The sequence below is a fragment of the Blautia hominis genome (genome assembly GCA_002270465.1).
Taxonomy (GTDB): domain Bacteria; phylum Bacillota; class Clostridia; order Lachnospirales; family Lachnospiraceae; genus Blautia; species Blautia hominis.
In genome coordinates, this window is the sequence record NQOF01000001.1 from 572,944 (window position 1) to 597,758 (window position 24,815).

Consider the following 24,815-nt stretch of genomic DNA (forward strand, 5'->3'; position numbering starts at 1 on the left):
TATATGGGGGGTTAAAAAACAATATACCGATTTTATTTATTTAGATCCACGTAACTGTCCGGTGTCTTCACAGTTACGGGCAGGAATCCCTGCCAAACCGGTCTCTCTATGGGATTTTGCCTGGCTGCTCAAAGATAGCGGAACAGTTCGCTGGCCGCCTCTTTTTTCACCGTTTCCTGTACGTCCAAAATTTCCACACGTACATTCTTGCTGCCAAATTGGATCTCCAGGATATCACCGGCCTTCACCTGCGCAGATGCTTTAGCTGGCTTATCATTGATCAGGACACGCCCTGCATCACAAGCCTCGTTTGCAACGGTTCTGCGTTTGATCAGACGGGATACCTTTAAATACTTATCAAGTCTCATTTTCTCTTATTCGTTCACAGCGTCTTTTAATGCTTTGCCTGCTTTGAATTTCGGAGATTTGGAAGCTGCGATCGTCATAGTCTCGCCAGTCTGAGGATTTCTTCCCTCTCTTGCAGCTCTCTCGGATACTTCAAATGTACCAAAGCCGACTAACTGAACTTTTTCACCTTTCTTCATCTCTGCAGTTACTACATCGATAAATGCCTTTAAAGCTGCCTCTGCGTCTTTTTTGGATAATTCTGTTGCTTCAGCCATAGCTGCAACTAATTCTGTTCTGTTCATGAGTATTTCCTCCTAAATGAATTCTCCCTTATTTCTCAATAAGTTTCATAGTCTCATAGGGCTTTTTACCACTTACCCGGTGGAAGCCTACTGTTATTTATACCTTTTTTCCCTGTGTTTGTCAAGCACATACATGGCGCTTACAAGGAAATTTTTTGGAATCTTCGGGCAAATACCCCTTTTTACATCATTTTATCAATTAATTCCTTCACAGCCTGTCCAAGTGCAGCGGATTTCTCGTCTGCATCTGTCAGTGATATGCCCTTGATACCATAGTATAATTTGATCTTAGGCTCCGTGCCGGACGGACGAACACATACCCATGCATCATCAGTCAGGTCATAGTAAAGCACATTGGAGCTTGGAAGTCCGGTTGCCTTCACTTCTTTTGTCTCCATATCCACAACGGTATCTGCCTTGTAATCTCTTGCGGAGGTCACTTGATAAGCACCAATGGCAGACGGCGGATTCTTTCTCAGATTCTCCAGGATGGTCTGGATCTTCTCCAGGCCTTCGATTCCCTTCAGGGTAATGGACTGGATATCGTCTTTGTAGTAACCGTATTTTTCATACATGGCGATCATGGCATCCCAGAGTGTCATGCCTTTTGTCTTGTAATATGCGGTAGCCTCGCAAAGAGCCATGGTTGCCACGATGGCGTCTTTATCTCTTGCGTGGGTACCGATGAGGCAGCCGTAGCTCTCCTCAAATCCGAACAGATAGGTGCCTTTTCCTGATGTCTCAAAGCCCAGGATCTGCTGGCCTATGTATTTAAATCCTGTCAGCACTTCGATGAAACGGATGCCGTAGTGTCTGGCGATAGCACCGGCCATATTGGTGGTAACAATGGTGGATACCATGGCGCCGTCCTCCGGCAGTCCTCCATTCATCTCTTTTCTCTGGCCAATCTCATAGTCAGCCAGCAGGCAGCCTGACATATTGCCGGTCAAGGTGTGGTATTCCCCTGTCTTGCTGTCTTTGACACGGACACCTAAGCGGTCTGCATCCGGGTCAGTGGCCAGCACCAGGTCTGCATCCACCTCTTTTGCAAGCTTTAAGCCCAGATCAAAGGCTTCGTCTGCCTCCGGGTTCGGATAGCTGACTGTGGGGAATTCACCGTCCGGCATTTCCTGCTCTTTTACTACATATACATTCTCAAATCCCAGCTCTTTTAATACACGTCTTGCAGGAATATTTCCTGTGCCGTGCAGAGGGCTGTACACAATCTTCAGCTCTTTTGCCATGGCTTTGATGGCATCCATGTGGATCACCTGGCTTTTCAGCTCTTCCATGTATGCATCATCCACTTCCTGTCCGATCACCTGATACAGGCCGGCTGCCTTTGCTGCTTCCTCATCCATGGTCTTAACTGTATTGAAATCCGTAACCTTTTTTACTTCATCCATGATTCCGGTATCATGAGGCGGGGTGATCTGGGCACCGTCCTCCCAGTAAACCTTATATCCGTTGTACTCCGGCGGGTTATGGCTGGCTGTGATATTGATCCCGGCAATACATCCGAGCTTTCTAACAGCAAAGGAAAGCTCCGGTGTGGGGCGCAGGGAATCAAAAATATAGGCTTTCACTCCGTTGGCAGCCAGGCACAGCGCTGCTTCTTTGGCAAATTCCGGGGACATACGGCGGGAATCGTGGGCAATAGCCACACCCTTTGTCTGTCCGTCCACTGCTGCTATGTAATTAGCAAGGCCCTGTGTTGTCTTTCTCACGGTATAGATATTCATGCGGTTGATCCCTGCACCGATCACACCTCTGAGACCTGCGGTGCCAAACTCCAGCTCTTTATAAAAGCGTTCTTTTATTTCATTTTCGTCATTCTCAATTGCTTTCAACTCTTTTTTGGTATCTTCATCAAAATACGGGTTGGAGAGCCATTCCTCATAAAGCTTTTTGTAGTCCATATTCTACTACCTCCCTGTGCAACGTTGATTTATAGTGCCATCCAAAGCGCCAACTCCTCTATGGGCTGTCGGACAGCTTCCTTTATGGATCACGTTTCAGCTCCCTTGCACGTAAACAAAAAGCTGGACCGTGACCATTTATGGATAACATTATACACTATCACTGATGAAAATTCAAACATTGCACAGGGGTTTTCGGAAACTTTATACCGAAATATTTTCGACAAAGTTCATCCAATTGTCATGCTGGGCTATGAGTTTCTCCAATTTTTCCAGGTTTTTCTCGGAAATCCATGCCTTGCTGTGGGAGTAGTAGTAATTTGCCAGTTTCCAGTATTTTTCCGGATAGGCAAAACGGATGCGCAGGTTTTCCAACTCCTGCACATTCAAAGGTTTTTCCTCATGATAGGCCAGAAGCATCTGCCGTCCCATCTCCAGATCCCAGTTATGCTTTTCCAATATTTTGCGCATAAACTGGTAGAGGTCTTCCATCTGGACATCATAGTGCCAGCGGTCAAAATTAATGACAGCCGTATTCTGTGCCAGCATCAGCACATTGTGCTGGTTGTATTCCCCATGGCAGACATCCCCGGCATCCAGGGATCTGCACCGCAGATCTTCATACTCCGAGCTGTTAAGCCTCCTCTGAGCCTCCTCTGCATGCCACAGATAACAGGCAATGCTGTCCAGATACCTGAGCTCAAAGTCATTTTTCCGCCGTTTCTGGCAGACAAATTTGCGGATCTTCCGCAGCTCCCTGTTTTTCCTTTCATATTCCATGAGAAGCGGCTCTTTGACATAGTGCGTCTGGACCGGCATTTTCATTGTTTTATGTAGACTCGCCAGGGCTGTTACGCTGCGTTTGATGTCTTTCATAGACTGGGTGTCACATTCTCTTCCTTCGTACCATCGCTTTACAACATAGGGTATGTTGTCTTTGTCGGTTGAGACGTATGCGCCTTCCTGATTCGGAAGGAGTGAATCCACGCTGATCTGGTTGCGGGTGCTTACGATTTCCAGAAGTTTGGCCTGGTAGCCAAGTTTTCTGGGCGAACCGTTGTACTCACGGATTTGAACCAGACCGGCCTGGGTGTCGCAGATGAGTGCACCTCTTCCGCGGTATGTGGATTTTGCTTCCAGACCGTATTGCTCCAGTACGCTGAGACCCCTATCATACACTTCCTTGTCCCCCTTTACTTTGTGTCCTCTCTATTTTATGCAGGAGATGGGGATGGTAGAAGGTGAAAAAAATATGAGTGGGGGAGTGCAGGCGGACGGCAGCAGACACAGGTGTTGCGTAGGTGCAGGCGGACGGCAGCAGACGGGGCGGGAAGGGCAGGCGGGGCAGCGGGTGGCTCCTGGCTCCGCTCCCCTCAGCTAACCAGCTCCCAGTTGCTAAATTCGTCAGCAATGGCTTCCTCATTAATCAACTGGGGCAGGTGGATCTTCGGCTCGCTCCGCTAGACACTCGCCACCCGCTGCCCCGCCCGCCCTTCCCGCCCCGTCTGCTGTCTGGTTTTCGGCATACCGCGGTCTGCTTTCGGCTTGCCTGTTGGATTGAGGCCAGAGTATGTCTAAAAATTGCTTTCGGCAAGCTGTGCGTCACACTTTGTGGGAGAATTGGCCCTGATGAGGGAAGCACAGAGGGCCGCGTTGACCGAATTAGGGTCAAATATACTGGGAAGGGGGCTTTTTATTCTGTTAATATTTGATGGAAAGGGTGTTCTTATAAGCTATTGCTATTAAGAACACATTAAGAAAAGACAAATTACATGGTTAGACAATATATGGTGATAGCTTGCTGAACCTGGAGTAAATAACGTTTAAACTCATAGCCAACAAAATATTCTGAATTTATTACATCCTCAGAAACTTCTTCTCCACGATAAAATGGTGGGCATGGATTCAAAATTGCTCCTTTGTTTGCCATTTTCATGACTTCCAGTATAATCCGACAATTTTCAAAATCGTGAAGTGCGTCAGAAGGCAGAGAATCCGTACAAATAATATCTTTTCCTATAATTGCTTCTTTTATATTATAATGAACATGAACACCTTGCATCTCATGTCCCATACCACAGCATTGCGATAATTCAAATCCCATCACTTCAGATGCCTCTTTCCAGGCTAAACCTATATTTCCTGATCTACCGCAAAATAAATACTTATCTTTCACAAAATCTTCTCTAACCTTTGACAATGCATACATATCTGCAATGACCTCACAAGGATAATTTATATCCGTCATAGCATTTATAACCGGAACTTTTGAATAAGCAGCAAGCTGTTCGAGTATATGGATATCCTTATGTCTGGCAATGATAACATTCGCCCAATTGTTCAAGTAGCCACACACATCTTTCAAATCTTCCTTCTTATCAAGGCTTTCCGTCGGAAACAAAATAGATTGCCCGCCCAGTAAGTATATTCCCTTTTCAAAAGTAACCCTTGTTCTAATGCTAGACTCCGTAAAAAACAGAAGCACACTTTTCCCTTTGAAAATACCCCCATATTTTCCAAGGCAAAGCTCATCTGCAATACCAAAAATATCAAAAATCTCACCCGCATCCAAATCCGTCAATCGAATTAAATCTCTCATTCAAATAACCTCAGCAATTCCCATAATCTCCTCACACAACAAGTTCTACATATACAGCTTAACATTCCAGCCGCCAATACCTCTCCTCACCGTGAGGACTTTCGTTCATCACCCTCACGACTTCCACCGTCAGTCCAAACATCCGGTGCGGCATGATGGTACGGGAGGCAGGGATACAGACTGGCGAGTGTCTAGCGGAGGGAGCCGAAGATCCACTTGCCCCAGTTGATTAATGAGGAAGCCGTTGCTGACGAATTTAGCAACTGGGAGCAAGTTAGCTGAGGGGAGCGGAGCCAGGAGCCAGGCTGTATCCCTGCCTCCCGTACCATCATGCCGTACCGGATGTTTGGGCGTCCGTGAGCCAATATCCACGAACCGCCATGCAAACGCCTTCATCCCTGAACATTCACCCCCGCAATTCCTCTTTCACGATTTCCATCAACTCCTGCTTCTCATTCCTCCCCGGTTCCTCCAGCACTACCTGAAGCAGCCGCTCCAGCATCCCTCCAATTTCCGGTCCCGGCTTCATTCCTGCTGCGATCAGATCCCTTCCGTTCACAGCCAGCATTTTCACCGAAACACATTCCTTCCGCTCCAGTACCTCCCGGTAAATCTTCTCCACGTTCCTGATGCGCTCCAGCTTTTCCTCCCTCCGGTACTCGCTCTGCGCCATAGTATCCGCATACTGCACCTTCAAAAGCAGAGGAAACAGCTCCTCCCCTACCTTATTAAGTGCCCTGCGGACGGATCTTGGATTTGGTTCGGGTCTGTAATCATGCCAGTATACCAGCTTTGTCACCTTACAGATGGTTTCATTGTCCAGCTTCAGCCTTTGAAGAACATTCTTGGCGATTTTCTCACTCTCCAGGCTGTGGCCCTTAAAATGGTCCCTGCCATTCTCATCTGTGGTTCTGGATGCCGGCTTGCCTGTGTCGTGAAGAAGCATGGTAAAACGCAGGATTTTATCTGCCTCCACATACTCCAGACTTTTCAGAGTGTGTTCCCCCACGTTCAGGCAGTGGTGAGGTGTATTTTGCAGGGTTTCCATCATGGAATCAAACTCCGGCAGAACAACCCTTGTGATTCCCGCCTCCCAGGCTGTTTTCAGCAGATGGGGATTTTTCGATACAAGGAGCTTTGTCAGCTCCGCCGCAATACGTTCAGCACTGATCTTAGCCAGCGTGGGTGCCAGCTCCCGGGCTGCTTTTTTCGTCCGCTCCTCTATGGAAAATCCTAACTGGGCAGCAAAACGCACTGCCCGCAGAATACGCAGGGCATCCTCTGTGAAACGCTCGTAAGGGTCACCCACACAGCGGATCACTCCCTTTTCCAGGTCGCGGATGCCGCCGAAAGCGTCCACCAGGCCTTCCCTGTCATTGTAGGCCATGGCATTGATGGTAAAATCCCGGCGGCGCAGGTCTTCCCGCAGGTCTCCTGTGAAAACCACCTCTTTGGGATGACGGCTGTCCTCATATTCTCCGTCAATGCGGTAAGTTGTCACCTCAAAGCCTTCCTTTCCCAGCATAACCGTCACCGTGCCGTGGGCCAGCCCTGTATCCACAGTTCGGCGGAACAACTCCTTGACTTCCATGGGTTTGGCTGATGTGGTGATATCCCAGTCCGCCGGAGATGAATGGAGGAGGCTGTCACGAACACAGCCTCCTACCGCATAAGCATCATATCCATGTTCCTGCAAGGTTTCTATTATCTCTTTTACTCTCTTAGGAACTTCTATTTTCATTCTAGTACGCACGCCCCCAGTAGACCATCTTCTTCGCCGGCCTGCCGCAGCAGACGCATTTGTCTGATAAGGTTTCCTGCTCAAAAGGAATGCAGCGGGATGTTGCCTGGACGTCCTCTTTGATCTTGTCCTCACATTCCTGGCAGCCGCACCACATGGCTTTTACAAATCCCGGCTTTTCATTGACAGTCTGTTTGAATTCTTCATAATCGGTTGCCACATATGTGTGTGCATCACGGTGTGTTCTGGCACGTGTAAGCATATCACTCTGCATGTTTTCCAGGATCTCTGCTGCCTTTTCTGCCAGAGCATCAAGGGATACCACTGTCTTCTCTCTGGTGTCTCTGCGGACAATGACTGCCTGGTTGGCCTCAATATCCTTAGGACCACACTCGATACGGATGGGAATACCGCGCATTTCCTGCTCCGCGAATTTGAATCCCGGGCTCTTGTCTGTCTCATCCACTTTCACCCGGATACCGGCAGCCTTCAGTGCATCGGAAAGTTCAAACGCTTTTTCCAATACGCCTTCTTTTCTCTGCTGGATCGGAATGACCACTGCCTGTACCGGCGCGATCCTGGGCGGAAGTACAAGACCGCTGTTGTCGCCGTGCACCATGATGATAGCGCCGATCATACGTGTTGTCATGCCCCAGGAAGTCTGGTGCACATATTTTAAAGTGTTGTCTTTGTCTGTATACTGAATGGCAAATGCTCTTGCAAATCCATCCCCAAAATTGTGGCTGGTTCCTGACTGCAGGGCTTTTCCGTCATGCATGAGGGATTCGATGGTGTAGGTTGCCTCCGCACCGGCAAACTTTTCTTTGTCTGTTTTGCGGCCTTTTATGACCGGAATAGCCAGAACTTCCTCACAGAAATCAGCGTACAGGTTCAGCATCTGCACGGTCCTCTCCTCAGCTTCCTCCGCTGTGGCATGGGCTGTGTGGCCCTCCTGCCATAAGAACTCCCTGGAGCGCAGGAACGGACGGGTCGTCTTCTCCCAGCGGACCACGGAGCACCACTGGTTATACACTTTCGGCAGATCCCTGTGGGACTGGATGTCTCTTGCATACAGATCACAGAAAAGAGTCTCAGAAGTAGGACGCACGCAGAGTCTTTCCTGAAGCGGTTCCAGACCGCCGTGTGTTACCCAGGCCACTTCCGGTGCAAATCCCTCCACATGGTCTTTCTCTTTCTGAAGCAGGCTCTCCGGAATGAACATGGGGAGATAAACATTCTCCACACCTGTCTCCTTGAAACGTCTGTCCAGCTCGTGCTGGATATTTTCCCAGATTGCATAACCTGCAGGTTTGATCACCATACAGCCTTTCACACTGGTATAGTCAACCAGTTCTGCTTTTTTTACAACATCGGTATACCACTGCGCAAAATCTTCCTCCATGGAAGTAATGGCCTCTACCATTTTCTTGTCTTTTGCCATAGTAATGTATTGTCTCCTTTTACTGTTTATTTTTGTGCAGGCAAAACGCTTTGTACCGGACTGTCAAATACAGCCCTGTGCATGGAAAACGTCATACATCGAAACTGATGTTCCTGCCTGTGTGGTTATATTTATAATAACGGACTCCTGCAGCGTCAAGCATCCGTTTGGACGCCTGAACAGACGGGGTATCCGCATATTTATCGCTGTCATAGACAATGGTCTTGATCCCCGACTGGATAATGGCCTTGGCACATTCGTTGCAGGGAAACAGGGATACATAGAGCTTGGCCCCTTCCAGGGAACCGCCCCTGTAATTTAAGATGGCATTCAGCTCACTGTGGGTCACATAGAGATATTTTGTATCCAGCTCATCCCCCTCCCTGGCCCAGGGAAACACATCGTCTGAGCATCCTTTTGGGAAACCATTATAGCCCATGGACAAAATCTTGTTGTCCGGGCTGACAATGCAGGCCCCCACCTGGGAATTGGGGTCTTTGGAGCGCATTCCGGAGAGCTTTGCAACACCCATGAAATACTCGTCCCAGGATATATAGTCATTTCTTTTTCCAGCCATTTTGTAAATCCTCCCGGAAATCACCTGTTATTTTGTTCCGAAGATACGGTCTCCCGCATCGCCCAGTCCCGGCACGATATAGCCGTGGTCATTTAAATGTTCATCCAGGGCACCGATGTAGATATCCACATCCGGGTGTGCCTCACTTAATGCTTTCACACCTTCCGGCGCTGCTATAACACACATAAAATGAATATTCTTTACACCCTTTTCCTTCAGCATGGTGATCGCCGCCTCTGCGGAACCGCCGGTAGCCAGCATGGGGTCCGTAACAAAGACTTCACGCTCTTCACAGTCAGCCGGAAGTTTGCAGTAATACTCCACCGGCTTGAGTGTCTCCGGGTCACGATACAGACCGATATGGCCTACCTTGGCAGCGGGGATCATGGTGAGCATTCCCTCCACCATGCCCAGTCCGGCGCGGAGAATAGGAACTACGGCCAGTTTTTTTCCTGCCAGTTCCTTCACGGTTGTCTTTGTGATCGGTGTGTCAATTTCGATGTCTCTTAATTTCAGTCCTCTTGTTGCTTCATATGCCATGAACATGGCAATCTCACCCACCAGCTCACGAAACTCTTTTGAACTTGTCTCTGTGCGGCGGATAATACCGATTTTGTGCTGAATGAGCGGATGCTCCATTACCATTATTTTACCCATCTGTTTTCTCCTTTGTCTTCTGATCGTAACAGTTTGATCCCTTCACCGTTACATGCAGGAATCCTTCCTACTATTCTTCTATCAGATCAATTCTTCTTTGATGTCTCTCCTCACCGGAAAACTCTGTATTCAAAAAGGTATCCACGATCTTTACGGCTAATCCCGGACCAACTACACGGCCTCCCAGAGCCAGTACATTTGCGTTGTTGTGCTGTCTGGTTGCCTCAGCGCAGAAGCAGTCTGTGCAGAGGGCCGCCCGGATGCCTTTCATCTTGTTGGCTGCTATGGAAATGCCAATACCTGTGCCGCAGATCAAGATCCCTTTGTCGCACTCTCCGCTCTGGATCGCTTTCCCCACTTTTCTTGCATAAACGGGATAATCCACTGACTTGTTACTGTCACATCCGAAATCCTTATAAGGGATCTTGTGTTCCTCCAGATATCCGATGATCTCCTGTTTCAGCTCAAATCCGCCATGGTCACAGCCTAATGCTAACATATAAATTTCCTCCTGTGTTTTTTTTGTTAAACATGTATCAGATGATGCCCTGCTGCCTTCAGCAGACGGTTCATAATAGCCTGTCCCATCCTGGGGGTATCAAATGACTCTGAAAAAATATAATCCACCTGCTCCTCATCAAATTCCCTCAAAAGACCAAACAGGTGTCTCGCTATGGTCTCCTCGTCCTGCCGCGTACCGATGCTTTTGATAACCTGGGCTTCATAAGCACCCACGGTCTCGTCTGTACCGATGACCCCCACCTGTTTTCCCTGTGCCTGCAGAATACGGCTTCTTTCATTGATGGTCTTTATGACCTGCTCCGTACTGCCCTCCACAATGGTCAAACCGGCTTTTGGTGCGTAATGACGGTATTTCATCCCCGGTGCCTTAGGCTTGACTTTTTCATCTGTGATCAAAAGCCCCCTGTCCATCCGCACCAGCCCGATCACCGCCTCCACCATCTCCTGGCTGATATAACCGGGACGCAGAATGACCGGTATCTCCTCTGTGAAATCCACAATTGTGGACTCCAGGCCGATTCCCACATCTCCGCCGTCCAGGATCATATCAACCCTCCCGGTCAGATCCTCCTCCACATGGGCTGCCTTAGTGGGACTTGGACGCCCGGAAGTGTTGGCACTCGGTGCCGCAATATAGCCTCCGCCCAGCCGGATCAGCGACAGCGCCACAGGGTGGGACGGCATCCGCACCGCTACGCTGTCCAGTCCACCCGTGGTCTCATAAGGCACTGCATCACTTTTTTTAAAAATCATGGTAAGCGGACCCGGCCAGAATTTTTCAGCCATCTTCCTTGCTTTTTCCGGAACGTGGCTGACGATCCGGTCAAGACTCTCCATGTCCGCAATATGGATGATCAGCGGATTGTCAGAGGGCCTGCCTTTTGCCGCATATATTTTCTCAGAGGATCTTGCATTCAGCCCGTCTCCGCCCAGTCCGTATACGGTCTCTGTGGGAAACGCCACCAGACCGCCGTTTTTCAGGATTTCTCCCGCCTGCCTTATTGCAGATTCATCAGGGTGTTCCCTGTCTACTGCCAATATTATGGTCTTCACGTTTTCTCTCTTCTTCCTGTAGTTCTTTACATACATAACCATAATACCATTGTCTCTATGGTTTTTCCACAATTTTTTTCCGTAACTTATGCCGGCCCGTCTCCCAGGTATGTAAGAATGCCGTCCCTGACTGCTTCTGCCACCTTATCCTGATATTCCTCTGTTTCCAGAAGCCCCGCCTCTCTGGTATTGCTTAAAAATCCACATTCCACAATATTTAAGATTCCCTCACTGCGCTTCAACAGATAATAGGTGGAGTTGGCCTTCTCAACTCTGGGTCTGCTCACATCTAACTGGGTATTCATGGCATCCTGAATGCACTTTGCCAGCTTCCCGCCCTCTGCCGAGTGGGTGAAATAAAACACCTGGGGGCCGCAGACTGCTTCGTCAGGATAACTGTTCTGGTGAATACTCACCGTGAGAAGGGGCTGCTTTTCTTTGATAAGTTCACAGCGTTTCTGCATATCCTGCACCTTCTTGTTCCTGCTGTCCGCATCGTAAAGGCCGCTGTCCTCAGACCTGGTCATGATCACCTGATACCCTTCCTTCTCCAGAAGCTTCTGGAGTTTTTTTGATATTTTCAGATTGATTCCCTTTTCCTCCAGTTTTTTTATGCCAACCACTCCGGGATCCATTCCCCCATGTCCGGCATCCACTACAATGACCCCTTTCTTTCCTTCTGCCTCTTTACTCACCAGCCGCGCTCCTTCCCTGGAGAGCAGAAATGCAGAGGCGAGCAAAAGAACTGCCATTCCCAGTTCCACAACACGTCTTTTCTTCATCACAAAAAAATCCCTCAAAGCCTACTCGTTAAAGTATATGCTTTGGGGGACTTTCCTAATCTTTTAATTTTTCATAGAATTTATCCGCAGGAACGGGGCGCCCGAAATAAAAGCCCTGTATGAGCCTCAGGCCCATGTTGCTCACACTGCCGTACTCCTCTTTTGTCTCCACACCTTCCAGGCAGACTTGTTTTCCCACATCATTGCACAGCTCCGTAATGGAACGGATAAACGTGGCATTGAACAGATCCGTGGTGATCCCCTTGACAAATCCCCTGTCTATCTTCACAATATCCGCAGGGATATACTTCAGCATAAACAGAGAGGAATAACCCACTCCAAAATCATCCATGGCCACCCGCACACCCATTTCACGAAAACTCTCCAATGTTTCCCTGACAATGGCGTCCTCCTTTACAAAATAGGATTCTGTCAGTTCCAGCGTAAGGTTGAAGGGGGCAAGATCCATCTCTTCCAGGATGTCCCTTACAAAAGACGTCAGATCTCCTTCCAGAAACTGCTGATAGGACAGATTTACACTCATATTAAAATCCGGTTTCTGTTCACACCACTTCTTGCACTGGGCCGCAGCTTTACGCAGTATCCACATGCCCATAGGTACGATCAGGCCATTCTGCTCCAAAAGAGGTATGAACTCCCCCGGCGACACATCCCCATATTTGCTGCAGTGCCAGCGGGCCAGCGCCTCCGCGCCGTACAGCTTCCCGGTCTTTGCATCCACCTGGGGCTGGTAGCAGACGGAAAACCCGGCAAATCCTCTCTCTATGCTCTCCCTGAGCATCTGCACCATCTCCAGCTTTCTCTCTTTTACCTGAGGGATCTCCGGAGAGTAAATAGTCATCCTGTTCTTGCCCAAAGCCTTTGAGCGCTCAAGCGCATAATTTGCGCATTTTAAAAGTTCCAGATAATTATCTGCGTTGTCGGGACACACCGCGTACCCACCCGATATGGTGCAGTAATATTTCTTTCCATTGTATTCCTGCTGATGTGTATACTGTTCCTGGATCTTTGAAAAAATCTCCTGGGCATCTGTCTCAGAGCCATTGGTAATAATGATCCCAAATTCATCCCCGTCCAGCCGGTAAACCCTGGCATTGTCAGAAAGCATGGTGCTTATATTGCCTGCGGTTATCCGCAGGATCTCATCCCCGAACATCCGGTCATATAAGTCATTCACATTTTTAAAAGCATCCATATCCAGGATCATAACGCCAATCCTTGTGATCTGGCTGCCGTCCATGAGATACTTCTTGATGCTGCCCTCAAATTCAAACCGGTTGTACAATCCGGTCATATGGTCGATCTGCTTTTCTTTACCCAGATTGGTGATGATGCCTGCAAACATGTCAGGATTTCCATACTTATCCCGGATCAGCTTTCCCCTGCACCTAAGCCAGATCCATTCCCCCTCTGTATTTCTTGCCCTGTACTCAATGTTGTGCTCCTCTGCACGTCCGTCAGCTATCTCCTGGTTACTCTCCAGGAAATGTGTTTCATCATGCGGGTGAATCAAACCGCTCCAGCAGGCCGCAGCATTCTCCACCACTTCTCCGGGGAGACCAAACTCCGCCACCATATCCGGGGGATATCTGAAAACACCGGTTTTCATATTGCCTATGAATATATAATCATCTGTGCTCTCTATCAGCGCGTCATACAGACGTGCCTGATTGTACTGGAACTCATCCTTAGATGCGGATTCCAGATCTGTGTGCTTTAATTTATTCTTCGCACGCATAATATGATAATTCCGTTTCTGCATATACATCAGCTCATCTGCTTTGGCTATAATATCGGAAACGGTAAAACAGTCCTCAGGGTAAATTTCCACCGCCCCGTAAGAAAACGATGGCCTGCATTCCAGGCCGTACGTCTCATGCTCTCTTTCCATAATTTCCGAGATTTTCTGTATACGTGTTTCCGCATTGGTACGATCTTCCCCATAAAATGCCACAATGAACTCATCACTGCTCAGACGGAAAATCACATCTTCCGGGCGCAGATAACGCCCGGACGCAGACGTAACAAATCGAAGTACCTTGTCGCCTTCCTTGTCCCCATAACGGTTATTGATCCAATTCAGGCTGTTAACATCAAACATCGCCACAGTCAGCATCTTATTCTCTTTTTTTGCTCTCTTTACGATCAATTCCAGCCTGTCTTTGCCTTCTCTGCGGCTGGATACCCCTGTCAACGAATCTGTTGCTGCCAGCTGCCACAACTCCCTGTGTTCCATAACGACCTCTCCTAAATAAAACCCGTTCGTAACTGTTTTGTGTCTTCACAGTTACATCCTTTATTCCTCTGCTATTTTATTATTCTAAACTGCAGCAGGAAGAGATACAAGTCTATTCTATCATATATTTAAATTAAATTCAAAAAATCCCCGGGATTTGTCCTCCCGGGGCAATAGGCATTTATTTGTAACTATTCAGCAGGGCTGCGCATTCACTGTGCTGACCGTAAGAAAATGTACCACGGCCAAGTAAAAATCCCATCGCCAAAGGCGATTCTGCATGGATTTTTGCCTGTAACTGTGAGGGTACTGAACAGTTACATTTATTTTTCGTTTTCCAGTTCTTCCTCAAGGAGGGCCTCGTCTTCCTCGCTCAAAAGCCTTGATATCTGCATGGCAAGTTTGGAATCCCGGTCTTCGTCCTCCTCAAACTCCTCAAGCTCCGCAATATCATCCAGGGCATCCAAAAGATCCAGCTCCTGGGTATCCCCGAGATGAAGTTCTTCCGCCTCCTCTGCCGGCTGCGGAAGCTCCACTTCCGGCTCCTCCTCAATGTCATTGAGTGACGTGGGCATGGTACTGATGATCTGATGTACCTCTTTATAGGAGGCCATGAAACGCTTCTGTGCCTGATTGATCAATTGTACAATCTCGTTCATCTCATCCTGAACCGCTATGTATTTTTTCTTGCCTTCCCGCAGCTTATCGTCAATCTCAGACTGCACTGCCTCCACACGCTGCTTTGCCTCTGCCTCCGCCTCGGAGATCATGGTACTGCATTTATCCTCAGCATCTTTGATCATGGCATCTGACTTTAACTGCGCATCAAAGACCAGCTTTCCGATGCTCTCATAATTATCAATGTATTTCTGGTATTTCTCATGGATCTCCATCTCCAGACGCTCCTGATGTGCATCCTTCAACTCAATACGCTTCATAAGCTCTGCGATCTTGGCATCCTTTTCTGAAACCAGCTTTTTCAGTCTTAACTGTTCAGAAGCAGCTTCATCCTTCATGCGCTGCACCTGTTCCAGTACATCCTCCTTATCAAATCCCCCCATGATCGTGGTTTTAAACATTTCGTGCTCTCCCATTACTCCACCTGTTCCTTTCTAGATCACATCCTGCTGTTTCCAGCTTCTACTGCAGGTACTGACTGATCGTATTCCATACATCAGCCCTCTCAAATCCCAGTTTCCATTCTGCCACGCCTCCCAGCTCATACTTCTGTATCAACTGCATCTTGGCGTCCAGTGACTGCTCATCCTCCAGCCACATCTGATATAAACCATTGTCCGTAGAAAGTTCCGCATAGTTCTGTGAAACCTCTTTGTTCCAATACATTTCCATTCCCATCTCCGTGACTATTTTGCTTGCCTGGTCCATGCCCATGATCTCGCTGGTCACAGTGCCTGCCTTGTCGGTAAACCAAAGTCTTGTATAGAAGGGAACTCCGTTGATGATTTTATTCTTCGGCACTTCCTTTAAGGTCTGCTGGATCCCCTCCTCCACAAAAGGCAGGGAGGCAACAGAACCTGCACTCTCCGTTCCGTCTGTGTGCTCATCGTATCCCATGATAATGACATAATCTGCCACAATTCCCTGTTCCTTCCTATTATAAAAGGATGTGAACTGTGGAACCGGATTGTCTATGGACAACACTAAGTTATTTTTCCGACAGGATATGGACAGCTCACGGATAAACTGGATAAAATGCGGTGCTTCCTCCTGTGTCAGTGTCTCGAAATCCACATTAATACCGTCCAGCCCTACTCTTTTCGCCTCTTCTATGAGTTTCTGAATGAGATGTTCTCTGGATGTGCGGTTTGACAGCGTGTCCAGAGTGCTTACATCTTTGTTGAAATTATCAATCAGTCCCCAGACTTCCAGCCCCTTTTCATGGGCCAGATTTACATAATCGGCACTGGCAAGGGAGGAAATGGTTCCTTCTGCCCCTGTCACAGAAAACCAAGTGGGTGAGATCACATTAATACCTGTAATGTTCTCCAATGTCTGTGCAAGTCCGGCGTTGGCATCCTCGGATGTGACCTGATGCCAGGCAAGATTGATTTTATGGTCTCTTGTCAGGCTTGTAAAATCCTCCTGATAACTGCCCTCATACGCCACTTCTTTCTCTGTGGGTGCCTCCAGGTCCTCTTTTGCCACATAGCCATTGAAACCGTCCGCAGTTGCTACCTGGGACCAATTATCCAGCTCTTCTATGAGCGTCAGTTCCGTTCCCTTTGCCACATCGGTCAGGATATCGCTCTTAATGCCGCCCCGGTAACGGAGCACGGTATCTTCTTTTGCCTTTACAACTTTTTCACTGCCCCACTCATAACGGATCACCGCCTTGTTCGGGCTTTCTGTCACCGTACTGGTGATCTTCATATATTTCTGAATAAAATCAAGCGCCAGATAAATCTTATCCTCTGTCTGACGGATGATCTTATAGCCTTCGTCTTTATTTTCACCGTTCACAGTATAAGCTGTACTTTCCGGTGCTATCGCCAAAATCTCATTCGGTGTGGTGTAAAGCATCTGGCTGCTGTCCGCTTCCCAGTAAAAACGCCCTCCCAGCACATTTGACACAGTGTCATAATCCAGATAGACACGTCCGTCCATCCACTTACCCTTCGTTTCACTTACTGTATTCTGGAGCACCAAGGCTACATCATCCTCTTTCTCCAATCCATAGTATGTGTTCAGATCCATTCTTGTATCGGAAGGTGTATGTCTCTTAATGGCCGCAGTCAGCACTCCCACGGCTGCAACCACTACTATAAGAAGGACAACTACCAGCACCATAAGGGCATTGCTGTTCCTTCTCCGCCTCCGCCTTCTCTTTTTTTGACTCATATTTTAACTCCTTATTTTTTCTCGCATTTCTCAACCATTATAACATACTTTTTCCGTTCGTCATTACTTTCTTCGACAATTTATATTTTTTTAATAGTAGGAAATAAGGAAAAACCTTACAGCCGGACTGGGGAAATCCCCTCAAAAACCCGGGGATTTCCCTGTTCCGGCCCCTGTTATACATACTGGGAACGCAAATATCACAGGTTCATGGTATGGCTTACTCGTTTTTTACGAAATCAAACTGCAGTCTTTCAACCTCCCCTCTCTCATTCTGCACATAGTCCCGCATATAGACACCTTCCTCTGCAATACTACATGCCTGTTCAATCTCTTCCGGTGTGCTGGGACTGCCATTCAGCAAAAGGGGGATTCCCTGGCGCCGGTAAGTTTCCAGCTCACATCGGAGTGCTGAAGTTTCCTTGTCTTTCTTCATGTTTGCTGTGGACAGGAGTTCGTGATATATTATACCTCTGCCCTCTCCTTTCTTCTTGAAACGCGGTTCCAATATTACAGATAAAGAAAGGCACTGTAATCCCCATAATAAAAAAATATCCATAGTCTGTGTGTTCTGTCACATGGGATCATGCAAATCGTACAGAATGTACTCTCTGCCTGCGGTCAGATGCCGCCTGAAATGAAAACTTAGAAAATTGTCCTTGATGAAGGCCTGCGGGAAATCATCACTCCCTTCTGTAAAATATTTTACAGCGCACCTTCTTTGTCTGTGGAAACCATTATATCATAGATGAATTTGTCTTAGCAAGGTGTTTTATGTAATTATTTCGCATTTTTATCATATTTTTAATTTTTTCCACATATATGAAAAAAGTATGAAGCGCTTTACATACCGGCGTTTCATAGTATATAATATAAGTGAGATACCAGCATCTTTGTTTTGCCAAGCGGCAGAACCGACAGATAGACAGGATGTGATAAAATGAAGATAGAAAAAATCAATGACAACCAGATACGTTGCACGCTCACAAAGGCTGATTTGGAAGACCGTCAGATTCGTTTAAGTGAACTGGCTTATGGTACGGATAAGGCCAAAGACCTGTTCCGTGATATGATGCAGCAGGCAAACTATGAATTCGGCTTTGAGGCCGATAATATACCGCTCATGATCGAGGCGATTCCGGTTTCTTCGGAAAGCATTATCCTGATCATTACCAAGGTGGAAGACCCGGAGGAACTGGACACACGTTTTTCCAAGTTTACGCCATTCGGAGGACCTGCAGGAGACAATACACAGCCGCCTTTAGAGTTTGAAGGGGCCGATGATATCATCGACGTATTCCAGAAAATTTACGAGGCCAAAGCAAAAAATGCAGCCAAGAAAAAAGGAGTGAAAACCCCTGCACCAACCGAGACACCGGAAGTTCCGGTCCGCCTCATACGGCAGTACCGTTTTCAGGACCTGGACGGCGTGATACGCGCAGCCCGCGGACTGAACAACTTCTTCCAGGGTGCTAACTCCTTATACAAGGACAGTGCCTCAGGGGAATATGAACTGGTTGTTCACCAGTCGGATAACTCCCCATCCGATTTCAATAAGGTCTGCAACATGCTCTCCGAGTATGGAAGCGGCAGTGCTTTCTCACAGGCAGGCGAAGCCTATCTGCAGGAGCACAGCGAACGCATCATTGCAGATAAAGCACTACAGAAATTAGCAGCCCTATGACCGGATGCTGGTAAAAAAGCCCCGGCGGTTTCCTTATGAAAGGAACCGCCGGGGCTTTTCATTCATGATAATAAAAACTCGCAGAGCGTGGTTTCTATCATTTCATTATTTATCTGCCAGGAAATCGTTGATCTGAGCAGCTAATACATCTGCGTCAATTCCATGAACCATAGCAGCTTCTTCCAGGCTTTCGCCCTGAGCGGAAGGACAGCCGATGCAGTGCATACCGGCTCTCATCAGAATCGGAACAATATTTTCATCCACACGGAGTAATTCGCCGATTGTCATATCTTTGGAAATTGTCATGATAGTTTCCTCCTTTTTTCGTACTGTGTACTATTATAAACTCTTTTTCTCCTATATTCAACTGTTTTTCTCCGGTTTTCTTTTTCTTCTTAAAATTCAGTGTAACGGTTCCGGTTCCTGTTTGCGGGCTTGTCTTTTGGCAGTAATAATTCACGGATTGTTTAGAAATAAAGACTTGTATTCTAATACCAAATATATTAGAATATGCGTAAGAGCTGAATCTTATACCAACGGATGTTCCGAATTTGCCGCCGCGCAGGCGCGGGGCAAGATAAGGTATGGTTCAGAAATTATAAAAGGAGGATTTTAAGTATGGCATATGTAATTACAGACGAATGCGTAAGCTGTGGAACTTGCGAAGGAGAATGCCCATCTGAAGCTATCTCCCAGGGCGATGACAAATACGTTATCGATCCTGACAAATGTGTTGACTGCGGAACTTGCGCAGAAGCATGTCCTACAGAAGCAATCGTAGAGGCTTAATAACAAAAAACACAAACCTGTTTCACTGCAGGTTTGTGTTTTTTTTATTATCTCTTTTTCTTAAATAATTTTTTATTCTTCTGCCGCTCCTGTTCCATGGCTGCTGCCACTTCCCTGCGCGACTTCTGGCAGATCCTAATCCTCTCATCCAGCTTTTTATAACGTTCTTCCCCTGAATGCAGGGTCCGCATCCTCTCTTTTACCAGCCTGTCCAAGATTTCCATAAACTCAGCCGGAACCTGGTTGTCCGGTTCCAGGAAAGCCTGTGCTGCCTGCTGCTGCGTTCTGCCTGCCGCTGCTTTGCTTTTCTCCTGCACAGGATTATGGTTCTGAACTGCCCTGTTCTTTTTCCGGGATGCTTTTCTGTTTTTTCTGGCTGCGGGCAATTCCTTTTTCTGCTCGGTTGGTTCTGCTTGTTTTTGCTGGGGCTGTTCGGCTGTTTTTTTCTTATTTTCCTCATCCTTATATAAAAAGGGAATCAGGCTGCCGATTTCTTTTAATGCAAGTCCCTTTTTCTTCAGTTCTTTAATAGCCAGGAGTACCTGGATATCATATCGGGTGTAGTATCTGTGTCCCATTTCGTTTCTGTTGATCGGCAGGTGCAGTTCATCTTCCCAAAAGCGCAGGACATGGGACTGCACGTCCAAAAGTTTTGCCGTCTCAGAAACCGAATAGCTGGTTTCACTCATATACTGACCCCTTCCATCTATGCGACTTTCTTTAAGAAACATTATAACAGGGCATGGAAAAAATGCAAGAAAATGTGTTCGACAAAACCTGCGTAAATACTATTGACCGTGACAGTTCAGACAAGCTGAACCGTTACACCTGTCTGAACGGTTACTATTGGCAGACATAGGCACCGTCCACAATCAGGTCGGTTCCGGTCGTATAGGAGGAGGAATCCCCGGCCAGGTACAATACCGCCCCGATAAGTTCCTCCGGTGTGCCCATTCTGCCGTAAGGCATCATTCCTTTCCACGCGTCCTTCAGTTCCAGGGGTGTGTCTACGGACATGGGGGTGGAGATGTATCCCGGGCTTAAACTGTTTACCCGGATTCCATAGGGAATCCATTCCAAAGCCAGGGATTTTGTCAGATGTATCACCCCTGCCTTGGAGGCGTTGTAGGAAGCCTGCCACTGGGGGATATTCACGATCGTTCCCGACATGGATGCCATATTGATAATGCTTCCGTGTATGTTTTTCTGCACCATAAGGCGGGCAGCGCTCCGTGCCATAATGTACTCCCCGGTCAGGTTTACATCAACCACACGCCTGAATTCCTCTATGCTGGCCTCAAAGGTACTTTTGTGGATACAGATTCCCGCATTGTTGAACAGTACGTGGATGCCGCCGCTTCTCTTTTCAATCTCTTCCACTGCCTGCTCCACACTCTTCTCATCTGTCACATCCGCCTTGATATCATAGGCTCTGCTTCCGTCCTCCCGGATGAGTTTCACCGTTTCTGCTCCTCCTGAGCGGCTTATTATAACAACCTCAGCTCCCGCATTCGCCAGCCCTCTGGCCACTACCTGGCCGATTCCCCTGTTTCCGCCTGTTACAACGGCTGTTTTACCTTCAAGTCCAAAAAGTTTATTCAGATAATTTGCTGATCTTTCAGACACGGTCATATCCCTCCTTTAACTCTCTGTAGATTTCTTCAATATCCGCAATTCTGGGGTTCGCCTGATAGTCAGGCAGTTCATGTCCCCTATCTGCTATTTTTCTAATTATATCATATGTGACATCAAATTGGCGGAAATTCAGCCACATTCCGATATCTTTCATCAGATTTTCTATTTCCCTGCAGCACTCCCTTGCCGCTCTGGAATCCTCTGCGTCTCTCAGGGACGGCTGAAAGATACGGCCCACATCTGCAAATTTTTTCTCTGCTGCCGGGCAGGTGAACTGTAAAAAGGATGGGTATGTTAAAGCCAGGGACTCCCCATGCATGATCTGAGGACAATGGCCGCTGATCATCATGCCTACACCGTGAGGAAGGGTTACACCTGCATTGGCGATAGCAAGGCCTCCGCATGTATCTGCCCAGGCCATTCCTTCCCTGGCTTCCATGTCCTCTCCGTTTTTTACTGCCCTTCTCAGATATTGCACAGCATACCTTATGCCCTCAAGCGCGATCATGTCCGTATATGGTGATGCTTTGACATGAATATAGCTTTCAAAGCAGTGGCAAAATGCATCAAACCCGGTGGAAGCTGTAATATGGGCAGGCATAGACGCTGTCAGTTCCGGGTCGATCAGCGCTATACGGGGATAAATCAGATTATTAAAAACAGCACTCTTGGTACAGGTCTTTGTCTCTGTCATGACCGCTACCTGTGTGACCTGTGAGCCCGTGCCTGCAGTTGTGGGCACGGCGATCACAGGCAGAGTCTTTTTAGGCTGGGGATTTTTAAAGAACAGGTAGTCCCACGCCCTGCCTCCGTTTGCAGCTGTCACTGCAATGGCTTTTGCCGTATCCATGACAGAACCGCCCCCAAGACCGATCACTGCCTGGCATCCTTCTTTTTGGGCAATTGAGGTTCCCTTCTCCACACATTCCGTGGTAGGGTTTTGTACTACTTTATCGAAATGAAAGACCGTAAGTCCCCTGCTCCTAAGCTGCTGTGTTACGCTGTCATATAATTGCTGTCTGGAAGATTTTTTACTGCCGGTGACCAGAAGGATTCTCTCACCCAGGCCCGCAGCCAGATCCGGAAGCTCTGCAATACTGCCGCTGCCGAAAATAATCTTTGTGGTCTGCTCATATGCAAACTTTTTCTTCATATGCGCCCCCCTATCACCCATAAATATTCTTTCTCTTGATCTTCAGGACAGTAGCAATATCATTTTTTCTGGCTTTTGCCGTGTCAATAAGAAGAACATCACCTTTTTTGCTCCATGTAAGGGGCTGTCCGTCACCTAAAACGGTTATGCTTTCGATTTCCTCTTTATAGACCATGGGAAATATATGGTGCAGCTCCACCTGGTCTCTGATCCTTCCCAAGGCAGATGCATAGATATATTCATCTCTCATGGTATATCGGATGTCTCTCGGTGTATATTCCACTTCATCCATCTCGCAAAAAGCACCGGAACCAGTCATTTTGGTAGGCCCCTCCTCTGCTGCGCGCCAGGGCGTGGTATCATAGACCGCCTCCCCGTTTTCAGCCAGCCATTCTCCCATTTCCAGTAGAACTTTTCTGGCTTCCTCCGGGATCGTTCCATCCGGTCTTGGCCCCACATTTAAAAGCAGATACCCATTTTTACTTACATTGTCCAGCAGATAATGAATCAGGGATTTGGCTGATTTGTACTCTGCGTCCTGCATATATCCCCAGGCTTCCCCTGCATCCACAGTAGTGTCTGTGATCCAGTCATGGTATGTGGCTTCCGCAAATCTTCCCTGTTCCAGGTCAATCAGCCCGGCTCCAACCGGCAGATGGTTCCACTTATAAGAAACTGCTGTTTCCTGACCGTTTTTCTCAGCCCTCTCCCTGTAGTAGGTGAGAAATTTTCTCTGGTAATACTCATTGATAAAGGCCAGCCCGAAATCAAACCATATGTAATCCGGCCGGTATGCATCTATCACTTCTTTCAGCTTTATAAACCATTTTTCATGAAAGGCCGCACTTGGAAGGTCCTGCGCCATCCACAGGCTGTCTATGGCACCATCCATAGTATTCGACCAGCGGATGGGTTCCGGCATATATCTTTTTTCAGAACCCCAGTCCATGTTATGTGCATCCCCGTACAGGCCTGCATATCTGGGGTCTGAGGTATCATATTCCTTTACCCAGTGGGGATAAAATTTCCAGTTTTCTGCATGGTGGAAAGCCGTCATAAAGTGCATGCCCTGATCCCGCACTGCTTTTTCCAGTTCCCCTACCACATCCCTTTTCGGTCCCATGGCTGCTGCATTCCATTCATTGACACGGCTGTCCCACATGCTGAAACCATCATGGTGCTCCGCCACAGGACCGGCAAATCTGGCACCTGCTTTTTTAAACAATTGAGCCCATTCCAAAGCGTCAAACTTTTCCCCGGTGAACATGGGGATCAAATCTTTATATCCCACTTTGGAAGGGTGTCCGAACTGTCTGCAGTGGTAGGCAAACTGGTCGCTCCCCTCCTGATACATCTTGTACGGATACCAGGAAACATTGGGACCAAACGCCGGCACACTGTAAACGCCCCAGTGCGTGTAAATGCCAAATTTTGCCTTTTTCATCCAGTCCGGTGTCCGGTAATCCGTCAGTTCTTTCCAGTCTTTTACTTTTATTCCCATAAATTAATTCTCCTTTTGTAACTATTCAGTAGGTCTGCGCATTCACTGCGCTGACCGTAAGAAAGTGTACCACGGCCAAGCAAAAATCCCATCGCCAAAGGCGATTTTGCACGGATTTTGCCTGTAACTGTAAGGGTACTGAACAGTTACCTCCTTTTTATTTATTAGCTCCGCTCGTCAGGCCTTTCACCACATTTTCCTGCAATACCAGATACATGGTGAGGGGCGGCAGAATGGCTATAAAGATTGCTGCCATCAGTGCGCCGTAATCACTTTTTCTGGCCCCCACAAAATTCAGCAGCCCCACGGAAATGGTTCTCAGCTCCGCCTTGCCGATAAATACCATGGAAACCAGAAGGTCATTCCATGTATACATAAATACAAATATGCCCACTGTGGCGATGGCCGGTTTTACAAGGGGCAGTACGATCCTTGAAAATACCTTGTATATACTGCATCCGTCAATGATGGCCGCTTCCTCTAAGGAGGTGGGAAGGCTGTTCATGGAACCTGTTATGATAAAGGTTGCCAGCGGCATATGGGAAGCAGTGAAAAGTAAGATCAGGATCAGATAATTATCCCTGATATTAAAATTATTGATTGCCCAGGCCAAAGGTACGATAATACTCTGGATCGGTACCATCATTCCCATGACGAAATAAACCCTCACAGCTCCCTGACCCTTAAAACGAAGACGTGAGATCGCAAAGGAAACCATGCTTGCAGCCAGCGCCGTAAGTGCCAGTGTCACAATTGCCAAAAACATGCTGTTTAAAAACTGTCTCCCTATATTTCCAATTTCAATAGCTGTTTTATAGTTTTCAAAATGAAATTCCGTAGGAAATTGGAAGGGCGAAGTGAAAATCTCAGTATTTGTCTTCACTGATGAGATCACTACGAAATACAGGGGATAGATGAAAATAAAAAGGAAAAAAAGGGAGACCAGGTATAATAGGATCTTTTTTGTTATTTTTCTTGTGTGATCATTCATTTTTC

The 24,815-nt window shown here is 47.5% G+C and carries 26 protein-coding genes; 4 read left to right on the forward strand and 22 right to left on the reverse strand.

What is annotated here, in order from left to right; all coding sequences use genetic code 11:
• Positions 1–128: 128 nt before the first annotated feature.
• The 4 genes from CI595_RS02725 to CI595_RS02740 form a co-directional block, all read right to left on the reverse strand.
• The gene (locus CI595_RS02725) at positions 129–368 is read right to left on the reverse strand and encodes an RNA-binding S4 domain-containing protein (protein WP_033143651.1); all 240 of its coding nucleotides are present in this window, start codon (positions 366–368) and stop codon (positions 129–131) included.
• A gap of 6 nt (positions 369–374) precedes the next feature.
• Positions 375–650, reverse strand: coding sequence for a non-specific DNA-binding protein Hbs (locus CI595_RS02730; protein ID WP_018593723.1), 276 nt, complete (start codon positions 648–650; stop codon positions 375–377).
• Positions 651–832: 182 nt separating this feature from the next.
• Positions 833–2,569, reverse strand: coding sequence for a phospho-sugar mutase (locus tag CI595_RS02735; RefSeq protein ID WP_095171441.1), 1,737 nt, complete (start codon positions 2,567–2,569; stop codon positions 833–835).
• Positions 2,570–2,773: 204 nt separating this feature from the next.
• Entirely contained in the window at positions 2,774–3,748 is a 975-nt protein-coding gene (locus CI595_RS02740) for a CotS family spore coat protein (protein ID WP_095171444.1), read from the reverse strand.
• Between the two features lie 52 nt (positions 3,749–3,800).
• Between CI595_RS02740 and CI595_RS25975 the strand changes: the two genes are divergently transcribed.
• Positions 3,801–3,950, forward strand: coding sequence for a hypothetical protein (locus CI595_RS25975; protein WP_156087455.1), 150 nt, complete (start codon positions 3,801–3,803; stop codon positions 3,948–3,950).
• Between the two features lie 58 nt (positions 3,951–4,008).
• Positions 4,009–4,281: a DUF6783 domain-containing protein gene (locus CI595_RS27295; RefSeq protein WP_408608173.1), complete on the forward strand. Its 273-nt coding sequence runs from the start codon at positions 4,009–4,011 to the stop codon at positions 4,279–4,281.
• Positions 4,282–4,337: 56 nt separating this feature from the next.
• Here CI595_RS27295 and CI595_RS02745 read toward each other — a convergent pair whose 3' ends face one another.
• From CI595_RS02745 to CI595_RS02800, 12 genes are all read right to left on the reverse strand, one after another.
• Positions 4,338–5,168 carry an ornithine carbamoyltransferase gene (locus tag CI595_RS02745; RefSeq protein ID WP_095171446.1) on the reverse strand — a complete coding sequence of 277 codons (831 nt, stop codon included), beginning with the start codon at positions 5,166–5,168 and terminating at the stop codon, positions 4,338–4,340.
• A gap of 406 nt (positions 5,169–5,574) precedes the next feature.
• Positions 5,575–6,909 (reverse strand): CCA tRNA nucleotidyltransferase, encoded by a 1,335-nt coding sequence (locus CI595_RS02750; RefSeq protein ID WP_095171448.1) that lies wholly within the window; start codon positions 6,907–6,909, stop codon positions 5,575–5,577.
• Between the two features lies 1 nt (position 6,910).
• Positions 6,911–8,350: a proline--tRNA ligase gene (proS, locus tag CI595_RS02755; protein ID WP_095171450.1), complete on the reverse strand. Its 1,440-nt coding sequence runs from the start codon at positions 8,348–8,350 to the stop codon at positions 6,911–6,913.
• A gap of 91 nt (positions 8,351–8,441) precedes the next feature.
• Entirely contained in the window at positions 8,442–8,927 is a 486-nt protein-coding gene (locus tag CI595_RS02760) for a deoxycytidylate deaminase (RefSeq protein ID WP_095171452.1), read from the reverse strand.
• A gap of 27 nt (positions 8,928–8,954) precedes the next feature.
• Complete coding sequence (gene upp / locus CI595_RS02765; protein WP_095171454.1) at positions 8,955–9,584, reverse strand: uracil phosphoribosyltransferase; 630 nt, start codon at positions 9,582–9,584, stop codon at positions 8,955–8,957.
• A 70-nt stretch (positions 9,585–9,654) separates the two neighbouring features.
• Positions 9,655–10,083, reverse strand: coding sequence for a ribose 5-phosphate isomerase B (gene rpiB / locus CI595_RS02770; RefSeq protein ID WP_033140989.1), 429 nt, complete (start codon positions 10,081–10,083; stop codon positions 9,655–9,657).
• Between the two features lie 26 nt (positions 10,084–10,109).
• Positions 10,110–11,159: an L-threonylcarbamoyladenylate synthase gene (locus tag CI595_RS02775; protein WP_095172353.1), complete on the reverse strand. Its 1,050-nt coding sequence runs from the start codon at positions 11,157–11,159 to the stop codon at positions 10,110–10,112.
• An 86-nt stretch (positions 11,160–11,245) separates the two neighbouring features.
• Complete coding sequence (locus CI595_RS02780; protein WP_095172354.1) at positions 11,246–11,941, reverse strand: N-acetylmuramoyl-L-alanine amidase; 696 nt, start codon at positions 11,939–11,941, stop codon at positions 11,246–11,248.
• Positions 11,942–11,996: 55 nt separating this feature from the next.
• A complete protein-coding gene (locus CI595_RS02785) occupies positions 11,997–14,198 on the reverse strand; it encodes a bifunctional diguanylate cyclase/phosphodiesterase (protein WP_095171456.1) in 2,202 nt (733 codons plus the stop codon).
• Positions 14,199–14,521: 323 nt separating this feature from the next.
• Entirely contained in the window at positions 14,522–15,277 is a 756-nt protein-coding gene (locus CI595_RS02790) for a coiled-coil domain-containing protein (protein ID WP_243135083.1), read from the reverse strand.
• 61 nt (positions 15,278–15,338) lie between these two features.
• Positions 15,339–17,057, reverse strand: a complete 1,719-nt coding sequence (locus tag CI595_RS02795) for a glycosyl hydrolase family 18 protein (RefSeq protein ID WP_095171461.1) — start codon at positions 17,055–17,057, stop codon at positions 15,339–15,341.
• A gap of 220 nt (positions 17,058–17,277) precedes the next feature.
• On the reverse strand, positions 17,278–17,493 hold the full coding sequence (locus CI595_RS02800; RefSeq protein WP_095172355.1) for a hypothetical protein: 216 nt from the start codon (positions 17,491–17,493) through the stop codon (positions 17,278–17,280).
• Between the two features lie 504 nt (positions 17,494–17,997).
• On the opposite strand from CI595_RS02800, the gene CI595_RS02805 reads away from it, so the two are divergent.
• Positions 17,998–18,741: an adaptor protein MecA gene (locus tag CI595_RS02805; RefSeq protein ID WP_095171463.1), complete on the forward strand. Its 744-nt coding sequence runs from the start codon at positions 17,998–18,000 to the stop codon at positions 18,739–18,741.
• Between the two features lie 105 nt (positions 18,742–18,846).
• Here the strand turns inward: CI595_RS02805 and CI595_RS02810 are convergent, their stop codons facing one another.
• The gene (locus tag CI595_RS02810; RefSeq protein WP_018593741.1) at positions 18,847–19,047 is read right to left on the reverse strand and encodes a DUF1858 domain-containing protein; all 201 of its coding nucleotides are present in this window, start codon (positions 19,045–19,047) and stop codon (positions 18,847–18,849) included.
• A 312-nt stretch (positions 19,048–19,359) separates the two neighbouring features.
• On the opposite strand from CI595_RS02810, the gene CI595_RS02820 reads away from it, so the two are divergent.
• Positions 19,360–19,530, forward strand: coding sequence for a 4Fe-4S ferredoxin (locus tag CI595_RS02820; protein WP_095171468.1), 171 nt, complete (start codon positions 19,360–19,362; stop codon positions 19,528–19,530).
• Between the two features lie 47 nt (positions 19,531–19,577).
• Here the strand turns inward: CI595_RS02820 and CI595_RS02825 are convergent, their stop codons facing one another.
• The 5 genes from CI595_RS02825 to CI595_RS02845 all read right to left on the reverse strand — a co-directional run bounded on the left by CI595_RS02825 (position 19,578) and on the right by CI595_RS02845 (position 24,810).
• Positions 19,578–20,219, reverse strand: coding sequence for a helix-turn-helix domain-containing protein (locus CI595_RS02825; protein ID WP_095171470.1), 642 nt, complete (start codon positions 20,217–20,219; stop codon positions 19,578–19,580).
• Positions 20,220–20,373: 154 nt separating this feature from the next.
• Entirely contained in the window at positions 20,374–21,156 is a 783-nt protein-coding gene (locus CI595_RS02830) for an SDR family oxidoreductase (protein WP_243135084.1), read from the reverse strand.
• Positions 21,149–22,318 (reverse strand): iron-containing alcohol dehydrogenase, encoded by a 1,170-nt coding sequence (locus CI595_RS02835; RefSeq protein ID WP_095171475.1) that lies wholly within the window; start codon positions 22,316–22,318, stop codon positions 21,149–21,151. The genes CI595_RS02830 and CI595_RS02835 overlap by 8 nt, the downstream gene beginning before the upstream one ends.
• 13 nt (positions 22,319–22,331) lie before the next feature.
• The gene (locus CI595_RS02840; protein ID WP_095171477.1) at positions 22,332–23,819 is read right to left on the reverse strand and encodes an alpha-L-fucosidase; all 1,488 of its coding nucleotides are present in this window, start codon (positions 23,817–23,819) and stop codon (positions 22,332–22,334) included.
• Positions 23,820–23,976: 157 nt separating this feature from the next.
• Positions 23,977–24,810 carry a carbohydrate ABC transporter permease gene (locus CI595_RS02845; RefSeq protein WP_095171479.1) on the reverse strand — a complete coding sequence of 278 codons (834 nt, stop codon included), beginning with the start codon at positions 24,808–24,810 and terminating at the stop codon, positions 23,977–23,979.
• Positions 24,811–24,815: the final 5 nt, after the last annotated feature.

Excerpts from the sequence above, each read along its gene's own strand:
- CI595_RS02725 (WP_033143651.1), bottom strand. The coding sequence starts at position 368 with ATGAGACTTGATAAGTATTTAAAGGTATCCCGTCTGATCAAACGCAGA.
- CI595_RS02730 (WP_018593723.1), bottom strand. The coding sequence starts at position 650 with ATGAACAGAACAGAATTAGTTGCAGCTATGGCTGAAGCAACAGAATTA.
- CI595_RS02735 (WP_095171441.1), bottom strand. The coding sequence starts at position 2,569 with ATGGACTACAAAAAGCTTTATGAGGAATGGCTCTCCAACCCGTATTTT.
- CI595_RS25975 (WP_156087455.1), top strand. The coding sequence starts at position 3,801 with ATGGTAGAAGGTGAAAAAAATATGAGTGGGGGAGTGCAGGCGGACGGC.
- CI595_RS02745 (WP_095171446.1), bottom strand. The coding sequence starts at position 5,168 with ATGAGAGATTTAATTCGATTGACGGATTTGGATGCGGGTGAGATTTTT.
- CI595_RS02750 (WP_095171448.1), bottom strand. The coding sequence starts at position 6,909 with ATGAAAATAGAAGTTCCTAAGAGAGTAAAAGAGATAATAGAAACCTTG.
- proS (WP_095171450.1), bottom strand. The coding sequence starts at position 8,350 with ATGGCAAAAGACAAGAAAATGGTAGAGGCCATTACTTCCATGGAGGAA.
- CI595_RS02760 (WP_095171452.1), bottom strand. The coding sequence starts at position 8,927 with ATGGCTGGAAAAAGAAATGACTATATATCCTGGGACGAGTATTTCATG.
- upp (WP_095171454.1), bottom strand. The coding sequence starts at position 9,584 with ATGGGTAAAATAATGGTAATGGAGCATCCGCTCATTCAGCACAAAATC.
- rpiB (WP_033140989.1), bottom strand. The coding sequence starts at position 10,083 with ATGTTAGCATTAGGCTGTGACCATGGCGGATTTGAGCTGAAACAGGAG.
- CI595_RS02780 (WP_095172354.1), bottom strand. The coding sequence starts at position 11,941 with ATGAAGAAAAGACGTGTTGTGGAACTGGGAATGGCAGTTCTTTTGCTC.
- CI595_RS02785 (WP_095171456.1), bottom strand. The coding sequence starts at position 14,198 with ATGGAACACAGGGAGTTGTGGCAGCTGGCAGCAACAGATTCGTTGACA.
- CI595_RS02790 (WP_243135083.1), bottom strand. The coding sequence starts at position 15,277 with ATGTTTAAAACCACGATCATGGGGGGATTTGATAAGGAGGATGTACTG.
- CI595_RS02795 (WP_095171461.1), bottom strand. The coding sequence starts at position 17,057 with ATGAGTCAAAAAAAGAGAAGGCGGAGGCGGAGAAGGAACAGCAATGCC.
- CI595_RS02800 (WP_095172355.1), bottom strand. The coding sequence starts at position 17,493 with ATGAAGAAAGACAAGGAAACTTCAGCACTCCGATGTGAGCTGGAAACT.
- CI595_RS02805 (WP_095171463.1), top strand. The coding sequence starts at position 17,998 with ATGAAGATAGAAAAAATCAATGACAACCAGATACGTTGCACGCTCACA.
- CI595_RS02810 (WP_018593741.1), bottom strand. The coding sequence starts at position 19,047 with ATGACAATTTCCAAAGATATGACAATCGGCGAATTACTCCGTGTGGAT.
- CI595_RS02820 (WP_095171468.1), top strand. The coding sequence starts at position 19,360 with ATGGCATATGTAATTACAGACGAATGCGTAAGCTGTGGAACTTGCGAA.
- CI595_RS02825 (WP_095171470.1), bottom strand. The coding sequence starts at position 20,219 with ATGAGTGAAACCAGCTATTCGGTTTCTGAGACGGCAAAACTTTTGGAC.
- CI595_RS02835 (WP_095171475.1), bottom strand. The coding sequence starts at position 22,318 with ATGAAGAAAAAGTTTGCATATGAGCAGACCACAAAGATTATTTTCGGC.
- CI595_RS02840 (WP_095171477.1), bottom strand. The coding sequence starts at position 23,819 with ATGGGAATAAAAGTAAAAGACTGGAAAGAACTGACGGATTACCGGACA.
- CI595_RS02845 (WP_095171479.1), bottom strand. The coding sequence starts at position 24,810 with ATGAATGATCACACAAGAAAAATAACAAAAAAGATCCTATTATACCTG.